The following is a 13,539-nucleotide window of genomic DNA, read 5'->3' on the forward strand; positions in this document are numbered from 1 at the left end:
TGACTATTAAGCCACCCGATTTTAATTAATTCAATTTCTTGAAATGCTTAAATGATAAGCATAGCGTCACCATATGTAAGGAATCTGTATTTTTCCTTAATGGCGGTTTGGTATGCTTCCATTATTAAGTCGTAACCTCCAAATGCACAAGCCATCATAAGTAATGTGGATTCGGGCATGTGAAAGTTAGTGATCATAGCATTGCAGATCTTGTAGTCATAAGGAGGGAAAATGAACTTGTCAGTCCATCCTTCTCGTGGTTTTAGTCTGCCGTTGGCAGATACACTAGATTCCAAAGCACGCATAGTGGTGGTGCCTACGGCACAAACTTTCTTTTTGTTGTCTAGTGCTTTGTTTACAATCTCTACAGTAGGTTCTTCCACCCAGAAGTTTTCTGAGTCCATTTTATGTTTAGTAAGATCTTCTACGTCTACAGGTCTGAAAGTACCTAAACCAATATGGAGTGTGATACTTGCCATGTCTACACTCTTAATCTCTAGTCTTTTTAATAACTGAGGAGTGAAGTGTAAACCTGCGGTAGGAGCTGCTACTGCACCTTTGTGCTGGGCATAAATGGTCTGAAAACGTTCTCTGTCTTCTGGTTCAGTTTCTCTTTTTATATATTTTGGTAGTGGTGTTTCTCCTAAACTGTCTATAGTTTTGTAAAACTCCTCATCAGTACCGTCATATAAGAATCTGATGGTTCTTCCTCTGGAAGTGGTGTTGTCGATCACTTCAGCTACTAAGTCGCCTTCGCCGAAGTATAGTTTATTGCCTACACGGATCTTTCTGGCAGGGTCTACAAGAACATCCCACAGATGCATTTCCTGATTAAGTTCTCTTAATAGGAATACTTCTATTTTAGCTCCAGTTTTTTCCTTGTTACCATATAACCTGGCTGGGAATACCTTTGTGTTGTTATTCACCAATACATCACCTTCATCAAAATAGTCAACCATGTCTTTAAAAGACTTGTGTTCTATTTCTCCTGTTTTACGATGAATAACCATTAGGCGGGACTCATCCCGATTTTCAGCCGGATATAAGGCTACCAGTCCGGTGGGTAGATCAAACTTGAATTCTGATAATTTCATATTTAATATTACGGTATTAAATAAAGGATAGATTTTAAAATTTAGCTTGCAAAGGTATAGATTTATCTTTAAGAATAAATGTTTTTTAAAATATTTAAATATATCAGGTGTTAGTAGTAAGACTCATATTCGAAAGCTTCAGGTTCGCATGGAATGCGCTGAAGATGAACCTGCTTAGGACTATCTTATCTTTGCTAGGCGTTACAGTAGGTATTTTTGCCATTATCACGGTTTTTACTCTGGTGGATTCTCTGGAGAAAAATATCCGGGATAGTCTGAGCTTTTTGGGCACGGGGGTAATTTATATTGAAAAGTGGCCTTTTACGCCTGATGCTAATGGAGAATACCGCTGGTGGGATTTTTGGCAGCGACCCAATGTTAGTTATAATGAGTACAAGTTTTTACAAACTAATCTCAAAACAGCTACAGGTATGGCTATTTTCAGTAGCCGCGATAATTCTATTATTAAAAGAGAAAACAATAGTATTAGCGATGTAGAGCTCTGTGGAAGTACTTATGGCTATAGTGAGCTGTTTGAAATTGAATTAGATAGAGGCAGATATTTTAGCCAGATAGAAACCGAATCAGGTAGAAATGTGGCTGTTATAGGTCATAACCTGGTAAATGCTCTATTTCCTGATGGCAATGATCCTGTTGGTAAAGAAATTAAAATCAAGAACCTTAAATATATTGTTATAGGTACTATGCCGAGAGAAGGCGAGAGCTTTTTAGGTACTAGTAGTAATGATGATTTGTGTATTATTCCTTTTAGTTCATTTAGAAAGTTATATCAGACAGGTACAGGATCAAGTGATGAGCTGGGTTCTCGAATAGGTATTAAAGGAGAGGAAACAGATATAGGACTGGTAGAGCTTGAGAATGAAATAACGGGTTTATTAAGAAGTAGGAGAGGACTTAAGCCAAAGCAAGATGATAATTTTGCGCTTAACCGACCAGAAGCAATTGCTAATATTATAGGAGGCTTGTTTGATGTAATAGGGATAGCAGGCTGGATTATCGGAGGATTTTCAATTCTGGTTGGCGGATTTGGTATTGCTAATATTATGTTTGTTTCCGTGAAAGAACGAACTAATATAATAGGAGTGCAGAAGTCATTAGGGGCGAAAAATTTCTTTGTATTGTTTCAGTTCTTGTTTGAATCTATATTTCTCAGCGTTATTGGCGGACTGGCGGGTTTGCTACTGGTATACTTAATTACATTTATACCTATGGGTAATATGGAAGTAGTATTGAGTTTGAAAAATATTGTTCTTGGACTTGGAGTTTCTGCTGCTATAGGAACCATATCAGGTATAGTGCCCGCAGCCATTGCGGCCAGGTTAGACCCGGTGATAGCCATAAGGAGCAGTTAATAATATAAAAGAGTATAAAACAACAAAGGCTGCATTATTCATGCAGCCTTTGTTGTTTTATCTAAAAAAGAAATTTTTAGTCTTGAGAAGGAATGGGTTTCTCTAAATCTTCACCCTTAATCTGAGCTTTGATTTTGTTTTCAATCTCTTCCATAAGTTCAGGATTATCTTCTAACAACGTTTTAACAGCGTCTCTACCCTGACCAAGTTTATTGCCATCATAAGAGAACCATGAGCCTGCTTTCTTCACAATCTCTAATTCTACACCAAGATCAAGCACTTCACCTACTTTAGAAATACCTTTTCCATACATAATGTCAAACTCAACCACTTTGAAAGGAGGCGCTACTTTGTTCTTCACTACTTTCACTCTGGTTCTGTTACCAATAATATCATTGGCTCCTTCTTTAATCTGACCTATTCTACGGATATCCATTCTTACAGAAGCGTAGAATTTAAGAGCATTACCACCAGTAGTAGTTTCAGGGTTACCAAACATTACGCCTATTTTTTCACGTAACTGGTTAATGAATATACAAGAGCAACCTGTTTTATTGATAGTACCTGTCAGTTTTCTTAGCGCTTGAGACATCAGTCTGGCTTGCAGACCCATTTTGCTATCTCCCATTTCACCTTCTAGCTCACCTTTAGGTACCAGAGCGGCTACGGAGTCAATCACAATAATGTCAATAGCACCTGAACGGATAAGGTGCTCAGCAATTTCTAGTGCTTGCTCACCACTATCAGGTTGTGATATCAATAAGTTTTCAGTATCTATTCCTAATTTTTCTGCATAAACTCTGTCAAAAGCATGCTCTGCATCTATAAATGCTGCTAAGCCGCCATTTTTTTGTGCCTCGGCAATGCAATGCATAGATAGTGTGGTCTTACCTGATGATTCAGGACCATAGATCTCTATTACTCTACCTCTGGGAATACCTCCCACGCCTAAGGCTATATCAAGACTGAGTGACCCTGTGGAAATAGCCGGAACATCTACTACCCGCTCATCGCTCAGTTTCATCACCGTACCTTTACCAAAGGTTTTTTCCAGTTTATCAATAGTTAGTTGAAGCGCCTTTAATTTTTCGTCCTTTTCAGCCATTATCAGTTTACTTACTTAATTATTCTTAATTAAAAGTGAAGTTAATAAGTTATCATCACAAATGTGAGAATGACTCTCTAAAAAATGCACTTAGAGCAGTATTGCTTTGCTGCTGCTTTTTTATATTGCGGCCAAACTTTATTTCATGAGATCATTAAGAATTTTTTTGCCTTTATTTTTTATTACATTTTGGGCAGAGGCGCAGTTGAACAATAAGGCATTTAGATATGACAGACCTGTAAATGAGGCTGATTCTAATGCTCTGTTCTTAGGGATAAATGCAATGGGATTTGCAAAAAATAATGAGTATTTCAATGATATTGCTGATGGATACACCCTATTCGGCTATCAGCTTAACCCTCACCTTACTTACCATCCTGGTAAATATATAAAGCTAGACGCCGGAGTTTATTTACAGAAAGACTTTGGAGATAGCGGTTATAGAGAAGTAGCTCCCACCTTTTCATTCAAATATTCAAAAAGGGCTTTTTCATTAATATTCGGAACGCTGGAAGGAAGTATTTCTCACCGCTTAGTGGAGCCTCTATATGATTTTGAAAAAACATTGAATGACCGGTTAGAGAATGGTTTTCAGGTGAAAGTGGAGAAAGATCGCTTGTTTATGGACTATTGGGTAGACTGGCAGAATATGATTTACCCTGGAGATTCTACTCAGGAGCATATTGTAGGAGGAGCTTCCGTAAAATGGGCAGCTGTAAAAAATAATAATTTCCAATTGACAATTCCCGTGCAATTTGTCGTTGAGCATCAAGGAGGGCAGATAGATGATAACCCCGAGCCACTTCATACTAATGTGAACATGGCTGCAGGGGTAGAGTTAACTATGCCATTGTCAGAAAGTAGTTTTGTGCAGGAGTTACGGTGGTGGAATTATTATTTGATAAGCAGTAATTCATCAGAAGGAGATAATGATCCTTTAACCTCCGGATCGGGACTGTATATTAACGCTGCCGCCAAAACCAAGGCTAATCTGGAGGTAATGGCTAGTTACTGGCGTGGAGATGAGTTTACTTCAGTGCAGGGTGGTCAGTTGTACTCTTCCAGATCTAGTAGTTATAAAAATGCCGATGTAATAGAGCCTACGCGAGAGCTGTTAATAGTGAGGTTTATGCATAATCTGGAAATAGCAGAAGGCTTGTCTTTTAATTCTCGCTTTGAGCCTTTTTATGATTTTAGAAACGGAACATTTGAATATGCCTTTGGTTTTTACATTAACTATACGGGAGACTTTTTCCTTATAAGAAACAAGAAGCGACAGCATGATTAAAAAGCTTTTCTTACTCATACTTGGTGTAGTATTTATTTGGCTTCTTTTCAATTATGATCTCATTACGTATGCTCTAAAACAAGCAAAAGGCCAGCTCACCATTGTTTGGAATGCTGAGCCGGTAGATGAGTTGTTAAAAAGCCCGGCGGTAGCCGATTCTGTAAAGGAAAAGTTACGATATATAGGTCAGGTAAGGAAATACGCCATAGAATCACTAGGCCTTAATAATACTGATAACTACACCACATTATATGATCAAAAAGGGGAGCCTCTACTGTGGGTAGTCACAGCTTGCCAACCTTATAAGCTGGAGGCCAAGGAATGGGATTTTCCTATTGTAGGCAAAATGCCCTATAAAGGTTTTTTTGTGCAGGAAGATGCCAATGAAGAATACAAAAGGCTACAAGATCAAGGTTATGATGTAGGAATGAGAAATCCTGGAGGTTGGTCTACGCTAGGGTGGTTTAAAGATCCTATTCTGAGCAATATGCTCAACAAAAGTAAAGGTGACCTTGCCGAATTAATAATTCATGAAATGGTACACGCCACCGTTTTTGTAAAGGATAGTGTGGATTTTAACGAGAACCTGGCCTCTTTTATAGGTGAAAGAGGCGCGTTTAAATTTTTAGAAGATACCTACGGCAAAAATTCTCAGGAATACCTCACTTATGATCATGATTTAAGTGATGAACGGGCCTATATAGCTCATTTTTTGAAAGGAGCAGATGCCTTGGAAAACCTTTATAGTGAGATAGATACTGAACCAGATACTACTGTTAAAAGCGCTAAAAAACGAGAACTAATGGAAAACATTATGGCCAGCCTGGATACCATACAATTTTATGATTCAGTCTATAATAATTTCCAGTCACGTCCATTACCCAATAACACATATTTCATGTCTTTTTTGCGATATCGATCAAAACAGGATAACTTACTAAATCTTTTTGATAAAAAATTTAACAAAGATTTAACTGGGTTTATCCTATATTTCAAGGAGAAACATCCTTTTCTTTGATATAACTAAAAAAAACACTGGAATGCTTAAGCTGGTAGGCGCATCTGCTTTAATTATCCTTTCTGGATGGCTTGTTTATAAAGGACAAGCTGATTACCGAACCATTTCTAATGAAAGTTTCAAGCCGGGAGAGGTGATAGAATATACCGCTCACTATGGTTTTGTGCATGCGGCTAAGGGTAAGATGGTAATTAGTGATGAAATTTATTCCATTAATAACAGGCCATGCTATAAAATAGATGTCTATGGGGAATCTATTGGCATGTTTGATATGTTTCTTAGAATTAGAGACAATTGGGGAACATACCTGGATACCAGCTCTATAGTAACGCATAAATTCTATAGAGTAATAGAAGAGGGGAAGTATAGAAAGAATGAAATAGTGGAGTTTGACCACTCCAAAAAGAAGGCGAAAGTAAAGACCTTTGATAATAAGAAACAAAAATGGAGATCGCCCGAATATTATGAAGTGCCAGCTAATATCCAGGATCTGGTAAGTGGCTATTATTATCTCAGAGTGCTAGATTTTGATAAATATAAAAAAGACGATATTATTACTGTTGATGCTTTTTTTGACAAGGAGCTCTATAATTTTAAGGTAAGGTACTTAGGCAAAGAGACTGTAAAGACAAAATTGGGTAAGATAAAATCCATCATGTTATCACCCATTATGCCAGAAAATAGTCTTTTTGATGGTGAGAATTCCATTAAAGTATGGATTTCTGATAATGAGAATAAGGTGCCACTGAAGATAAAAGCAGATATGTTTGTGGGAGCAGTAGAAATAGATATCCTCAGCTATAGCAAAGGAGATAATTAAGGAATTGTTAAGTTATTATTACATGCTTTTTATTGAAGCAATTTCTCTATACTTTTAGCTTTTATTTTGAGTAGACCAAGTTTAATTTCATTAAAACTCTATAAAAATATGGGAAACAAGCAGGAACACAAAGTGCTTGTTGTGGACGATGAAGAGGCAATTTTAGAATTGCTAAAGTACAATCTTGAAAAGCAAGGCTATGAAGTAAAAACAGCCTTAGATGGTATTAAAGGGGTAGAAGTAGCCAAAAAATTTCAGCCAGATTTAATTTTGCTAGACATAATGATGCCTAAGCAAGATGGTGTTGAAACCTGTAGGCAAATGAGAGAGGTGCCTGAATTAGCCAGTTCTTTTATTATTTTCCTTACCGCCCGCTCTGAAGAATATTCCGAAGTAGCTGCATTTGATGTAGGTGCTGATGATTATATTACAAAGCCAATTAAGCCACGCGCTCTGATGAGCAGAATCAGCGCACTGTTTCGTAGAGATTCTAAGAAAAAGTCAGTTACCAACCAGATTACCATTGGTGATTTGGTAATAGACAGAAGCAGTTATACCATACAGCATGGCGGTGGTGAGATTACGCTTCCTAAAAAGGAATTTGAATTACTTTATTTCTTAGCTCAAAACCCTAATAAAGTGTTTGGCAGAGATGAATTACTGCAAAACATTTGGGGCTCAGATGTATATGTACTGGCGCGTACGGTAGATGTACACATAAGAAAGGTAAGAGAAAAAATAGGTGACGAATATATCAAAACAGTAAAAGGCGTAGGTTACAAGTTCAGCCTTAATTAACGCATGGTTTTTAGTTCGCGTGTAATAGCTGTGTTACTGGCTATGTGTATAGCTATTGTAACTACTGCATTTCTTTCGTTATTTAAAGAGGTAACTCAAAATGCGCTTGTAGTTACCTTTCTCATCAGTTTTTCATCATCGTATCTGTTGGGGTTTATCATATTAGAATTTCTCATATTCAGAGAGATCAATAAAATATATGATCTGTTTGATAAACTGCGAAAAAAGGAGCTTTCCAGTATAGAGCAGAACCGTTCTAATGTGCTCAATCCTTTGAAAAAGATTAATGAAGAAATTTTCTCCTACGCTGCGCTCAAGCAAAAGGAAATAGATGAGCTTAAAAAGCTAGAGGCCTTCCGTAAAGAATTTATTGCTGATGTAAGCCATGAGTTGAAGACTCCGATTTTTGCGGCTCAGGGCTTTGTGCATACTTTGCTAGACGGAGCCGTAAAAGATAAAAATGTAAGGACGAAGTTCCTTAAGAAGGCTGCTAAAAGCCTTGATGGCCTAGATATGCTGGTGCAAGACCTGCTCACCCTCTCTCAAATTGAAACCGGAGAGATAAAAATGCATTATGAGACCTTTGATATTAAGCGTTTAATAGAGGAGATTTTTGATCAGTTTGAAAACAAAGCGGATAAAAAGAATATTGAGCTTGACCTGGACACCACCCAGGATGAAGTACTGGTGTATGCTGATTGGCAAAGAATAAATCAGGTACTTACTAACCTGATAAGTAATGCAGTAAAATATTCTAATGATGAAGGCAAGGTAACAGTAAGCTTTCAAACCAATAAAGGGAATGTTACTACCTTTATTAAAGATACGGGAGAGGGCATTCCTACAGAAGATGTACACCGCATTTTTGAGCGTTTTTACAGGGTAGATAAAAGCCGATCAAGAGAAAAGGGAGGTACAGGATTAGGCTTAGCCATAGTAAAGCATATTATGGAAGGGCACCGCTCTAAAGTGGAGGTGAAAAGCACTATTGGCAAAGGCTCTGTTTTTAGTTTTAAGCTTCCCGTAGGGAAAGATGATCCTTTTCTGGAAGATTAATTAATATTTCCTTAATCTTTTCCTAGAGGTGTAAATTCTTGTCATTCAGTTGTTTATATAAATAATTCAAGTTTAAGCTGTTAATTATAATAGTTAATTAGTTGATATTGATTTAATCTATGATTATTATTAAAAAAATCTAAATCAATATAAACCTAAAATTAACTATTATGACTAGAATATCACTGGTGTTAGTGATGGTAGGAGTCTTGTGCATTTTTGATGCCAGGGCTCAAATTGTAATTACGGGGAAGGTCGTTGACAAAGCTGAAAATCAGCCTATTCCCGGAGTAGCCGTACTAGAACAAGGGACCAGCAATGGGACAATTACCGATGCATCTGGCAGCTACAGCTTAAGTGTGGGCGGTAACGCACCTCTTGTCTTTTCTTTTGTGGGGTATGAATCCCAGACTATTTCAATAAATGGAAGAAGTACTATTAATGTAGAATTGTCTTCAGATGTTACCGAACTTAATGAAGTAGTAGTAACTGCTTTAGGGGTGGAAAGGGAGAAAAAAGCCCTGGGATATTCCATAACCGAGGTGAGTGGCGAAGAAGTCTCTACCGTAAAAGAATCTAATGTAATTAACTCTCTGGCTGGTAAAGTGGCAGGTGTGGTAGTATCGCCAAGTACTTTTGGGCCGGGCAGTAGTTCTAGGGTGGTTTTGAGAGGTAATAACTCGCTTACGGGCAGCAACCAACCTTTATATGTTATAGACGGGGTGCCTATGGATAACAGCGGTTTCGGGTCTTCAAACCAAAACATAGCAGATGAATATTCAAGAGCAGACTATGGAAATGGTATTGCCGATATTAACCCCGATGATATAGCCTCTATGTCCGTTCTGAAGGGAGCTAATGCTGCAGCGCTTTATGGTTCCAGAGCCAGTAATGGTGTTATACTCATTACCACTAAAAAAGGTGGAGCCAGAAAAGGTCTTGGCGTAGGTTTTTCATCTAGTGTTATGTTTTCTGATCCTTTAGTGTTGCCAGAATTTCAGAATGAGTACGGACAAGGGTCTCAAGGATCAGTTGATCTTTCTACAAGAAATTCATGGGGTGCAGCTTTAGATGGAAGTCAAAAACCTTACTTTGCTGAAGATTCCAGAGCATACTCTGCTCAACCCGATAATGTTAAGGATTTCTTTAGAACAGGTTCTAATATTATCAATACCCTCACACTTTCAGGAGGAAATGAGAAGGCTAATGTAAGATTCTCTTATACCAATGCGCTGGCTAATTCTATTTTGCCTAACTCGGAAGTGAATAAGCATAATTTTAACATGAGAGCTTATATGGAGCTTACTGACAAGCTTTCTTTTGACGGTAAAGTTACTTATGCTAACATCAAAGGTTCTAATAGGCCTACTTTAGGTACAGAAGGGATTATGTCTGATTTGTACACTATTCCCAGAAATGTAGATATTAATGATTTGAAGGATTACCAGCAAGAGGGAAGTTTTGCTGTGAGATCATATACTATGTTGCCAGACGGAGGGCCTGCAAGTGATACTCCTAATCCATATTGGGTGCTTTATAATGATCGCAATGATGATGTAAGAAACAGAACCTACGGTTATTTTAAGATCAATTACCAGTTTACTGACAACTTTTCTGCATTCGGTAGAATAGGAGGAGATTTTGTGGATCAGAATATTGAAACAGTAAATAGCTATGGCCACTGGTTTTATGGCACTGGCCGATTCAGTTACGGTACCAGCAAGTCGAAAGAAATTAATGCAGATTTCTTACTAAGCTATAATGATAAACTTAGTGATGATTTTTCATTCTCTATGAATGTGGGCGGTAACCATCGCTATGAAGAGGATTTAAACTATAGATTCAATGGTACAGGTTTTAAAATCCCGACCCAGGCTACAGTAGAAAGTGCGATCACATTATTGCCTACTTATTCGTTTCTTAAGCCTAAGAAAGTGAACTCGCTTTATGGATCTGCACAGCTTTCATTTCAAGAAACCATATTTTTAGATATAACTGCCAGAAATGATTGGTCATCATCATTGCCAGCTGATAACATGTCTTATTTTTATCCTTCAGCAAGTTTATCAGTGTTGGTTAATGAGTTTATAGATCCTGATCAGAACTTCCTAAACTTCATGAAAGTGAGAGGTAGTTGGGCACAAGTGGGTAATGATACTGATCCTTATCAGTTAGATAATACCTATAATTTGGATGCCCAGGGATACTTGGGAAGAACAACACTTTCAAGACGAGAAACTTTATATGATACCGAAATAGGACCAGAACAAGTGGTTACTGTAGAAACTGGTTTAGAGTGGAAAATGCTCAATAATCGTATTTATGGGGAGTTCACTTATTATCACATCAAATCAGAAGACTTGATATGGGGTGTAGGCGTTTCGGCAAATTCTGGATATCAGTTTTTCAATACTAATGTGGGTTATATGACTAATCAAGGGGTTGAAATTTTGTTAGGGGGTTCACCTATCCAAACTTCTGATTTCTCTTGGGATGTGTCCGTTAACATGGCGCATAACCGTAATAAGCTAGAAGAATTGATTGATAATGTAGATAATTATGTGTTCAGTAATACTAACGGAGGTACAGTAGTAGTTCAGGCCACTGCAGGCGGAGGTTTTGGAGATATTTATGGTACAGATTACATGAGAGACCCCGAAGGTAATATCATCATAAATGCCGATGGTACACCTAGGGCCTCATCAGAAAGAGTTTATCTGGGAAATTACCAGCCAGACTGGGTAGGTGGATTAATGAATACATTCACTTATAAAGATTTTACTTTAAGACTTTTGATTGATGCCAGAATTGGAGGTGAAGTATATTCTGGAGCTGATGCAGGTTTAGATGCCGCTGGGGTATCAGAAAGAACTTTACAATATAGGCAAGAAGGTGTAGTGCTTGACGGTGTGGTAGAAACTACTCCTCAAGATGCCGGACAAGTAGTTTATGAACGTAATACTACCAATGTTAATGCTCAGCAGTATTATGGAGCACTTAGTGGTATTGCTTCTAATTATGTGTATGATCAGACTAACATTCGTATGAGAGAAGTATCTCTGATGTACCGATTACCACAATCTATAATTGGTGACACATTTATTAAGAGTGCAACAATAGGTCTTATAGGTAGAAACCTTTTCTTCCTCTCTAAGAAGATTGACAACTTCGATCCTGAATCAAGTTACAGCACCACCTCTTTTGGGCAAGGTGTACTGTTTTATAACATGCCTACTACCAGAACTTACGGTTTTAGTGTGTCAGTTAACTTCTAAAAATATTAAAGCAATAGAAATGAAATCTATATATTATATAATATTGGTGTGCATGATTATATCATTTTCATGTACCTCAGATTTTGATGAAATAAATCAGGAACCAGGTGTAGTAAGAACAGAAGAGGCTAGTGGTAGGTATTTCCTTACTAATCCTCAGTTTAAGCTTTTTGCGCCTGATCGTTTTCCATATTGGAGAGGCCCGTTGCTGCATGGGGATAGGTTTGCAGGCCATTTCGCTATTGGCTTTGATGGAGGCTGGTGGTCAGGAGAATTATGTTATGCCTATGATGCTGCCTATACTGATGCTACTTGGGATTGGTTGGCTGGTTATCTGCGTGATATCGATGTATTTCTCGATTTGACCATTCAAGGAGGCGATTTTGAAAATCAGCGAATGTATGCTGTTGGCCTTATTTTAAAAGGATTATATTATCAAAAGTATACAGATATTTTTGGTGAGGTACCTTACTCTGAAGCAGGTGTAGCTGATGTGTTGAGTCCTGGTTTTGATGCTCATAGAGATATTTACGCAGGCGTTATTGAAGAGCTCAATACCGCTATGGAGATGATAGGTGATGCTACTACCACGGGAGAAGCATTGCAGGATCTGGCAGAGAATGACCTTTATTATGGTGGTGATTTACAAAAGTGGAAAAAGCTCGCCAACACGCTTAAGTTAAGAATGGCCTTAAGAGCTCTGGGTGCTGAAGGAGCTGATTTTGCGGAAGCAGCCATTACTGAAGCTATTAATGCCCCTTTAATAGAATTACCAGAAGAAAATGCTTTATTGGAAAAGGATAATGTTATTGATCAGTTTACCAGCTCTGTTTATGGAGATGTTTGGCATAACTTCGGGTTAGGTTCTAATTGGACAGTAAGTAAGTATTTAATAGACTATTTGAGAGATAATAATGACCCGAGACTTGAAAAGTACGCTGCCCCAGCAATTGGAGGTGCTTGTCTAATGCCTCAGCCTTCTTCTGCTGCTGAGGAGAAGATCGTGGACCTTATGCTTAGTAACCTTGATGATGCCGGCGTGGAGTATACCAGAACGGATACTACCGTAGCAGGAGAATCAAGAATTAATATTAGAATGGCACCTAATACATATTATGTGGGGCTACCAGGAAGATTGAACATAACCAGCTTCTATTTTGCTAACTATAATTTCTTCTCTATTCCTGCAGAGCGTATAATTATGCCTAAAAATTCTGGAGATATTTTCCCGGAAATCATTCTTTCGGCAGGAGAAGCTTATTTCCTTAGGGCTGAAGCAGCTGTAAGAGGTTATGGAGGTGACGCTAATGCTCTCTTTCAAGAAGGTATTAGACAAAGTATGTTGCTTTGGGAGGTAGATGAAGCGGCCATTAACGACTTTATTGCCAACTCGCCTATGGCTACACTTACAGGTACAGATGACGAAATGCTGGAGAAAATCAATACACAGCGTTGGGTAGCAGACTATACTGATGGTTTTGAAGCTTGGGCAGTGGTGCGTAAATCAGGGTACCCGGCTAACGTAGCAGCAGGAGTAGATGATCCTGATATTTATGGTTTTGGAGGAGAGCTTAATGGAGCTTACCCTCAGCGTATGAGGTACGGAAGTAATGAAGTAAGTACTAACGGAAATAACTTGCAAGAAGCACTGAGCAGACAAGGTCCAGACTTACAAAGCACCACATTATGGTGGGCTAAATAAAATATATTAT

Annotated in this window: 10 protein-coding genes; 8 read left to right on the forward strand and 2 right to left on the reverse strand. The window is 38.1% G+C overall.

Features of this window, described 5'->3' with window-relative positions:
- Window positions 1-47: 47 nt before the first annotated feature.
- The gene (queA, locus tag LVD15_RS11465; protein ID WP_233780466.1) at window positions 48-1,094 is read right to left on the reverse strand and encodes a tRNA preQ1(34) S-adenosylmethionine ribosyltransferase-isomerase QueA; all 1,047 of its coding nucleotides are present in this window, start codon (window positions 1,092-1,094) and stop codon (window positions 48-50) included.
- A 107-nt stretch (window positions 1,095-1,201) separates the two neighbouring features.
- Here queA and LVD15_RS11470 point away from each other — a divergent pair, with 107 nt between their 5' ends.
- Window positions 1,202-2,467, forward strand: coding sequence for an ABC transporter permease (locus LVD15_RS11470; protein ID WP_233780467.1), 1,266 nt, complete (start codon window positions 1,202-1,204; stop codon window positions 2,465-2,467).
- A gap of 76 nt (window positions 2,468-2,543) precedes the next feature.
- Here LVD15_RS11470 and recA read toward each other — a convergent pair whose 3' ends face one another.
- Entirely contained in the window at window positions 2,544-3,572 is a 1,029-nt protein-coding gene (recA, locus tag LVD15_RS11475; RefSeq protein WP_233780468.1) for a recombinase RecA, read from the reverse strand.
- Window positions 3,573-3,717: 145 nt separating this feature from the next.
- Between recA and LVD15_RS11480 the strand changes: the two genes are divergently transcribed.
- The 7 genes from LVD15_RS11480 to LVD15_RS11510 all read left to right on the forward strand — a co-directional run bounded on the left by LVD15_RS11480 (window position 3,718) and on the right by LVD15_RS11510 (window position 13,529).
- Entirely contained in the window at window positions 3,718-4,860 is a 1,143-nt protein-coding gene (locus LVD15_RS11480; protein WP_233780469.1) for a lipid A deacylase, read from the forward strand.
- Window positions 4,853-5,878, forward strand: coding sequence for an aminopeptidase (locus LVD15_RS11485; protein WP_233780470.1), 1,026 nt, complete (start codon window positions 4,853-4,855; stop codon window positions 5,876-5,878). Before LVD15_RS11480 ends, LVD15_RS11485 begins: the two co-directional genes overlap by 8 nt.
- Before the next feature lie 22 nt (window positions 5,879-5,900).
- On the forward strand, window positions 5,901-6,698 hold the full coding sequence (locus tag LVD15_RS11490) for a DUF3108 domain-containing protein (RefSeq protein WP_233780471.1): 798 nt from the start codon (window positions 5,901-5,903) through the stop codon (window positions 6,696-6,698).
- Between the two features lie 108 nt (window positions 6,699-6,806).
- Window positions 6,807-7,496: a response regulator transcription factor gene (locus tag LVD15_RS11495; protein WP_233780472.1), complete on the forward strand. Its 690-nt coding sequence runs from the start codon at window positions 6,807-6,809 to the stop codon at window positions 7,494-7,496.
- 3 nt (window positions 7,497-7,499) lie between these two features.
- Entirely contained in the window at window positions 7,500-8,552 is a 1,053-nt protein-coding gene (locus LVD15_RS11500; protein ID WP_233780473.1) for a sensor histidine kinase, read from the forward strand.
- A gap of 170 nt (window positions 8,553-8,722) precedes the next feature.
- On the forward strand, window positions 8,723-11,827 hold the full coding sequence (locus LVD15_RS11505; RefSeq protein ID WP_233780474.1) for a SusC/RagA family TonB-linked outer membrane protein: 3,105 nt from the start codon (window positions 8,723-8,725) through the stop codon (window positions 11,825-11,827).
- 52 nt (window positions 11,828-11,879) lie between these two features.
- Entirely contained in the window at window positions 11,880-13,529 is a 1,650-nt protein-coding gene (locus LVD15_RS11510) for a SusD/RagB family nutrient-binding outer membrane lipoprotein (protein ID WP_233780475.1), read from the forward strand.
- The last annotated feature ends 10 nt before the right edge of the window (window positions 13,530-13,539 follow it).

Origin of the sequence: Fulvivirga maritima (assembly GCF_021389955.1) — a bacterium.
Lineage (GTDB): Bacteria > Bacteroidota > Bacteroidia > Cytophagales > Cyclobacteriaceae > Fulvivirga > Fulvivirga maritima.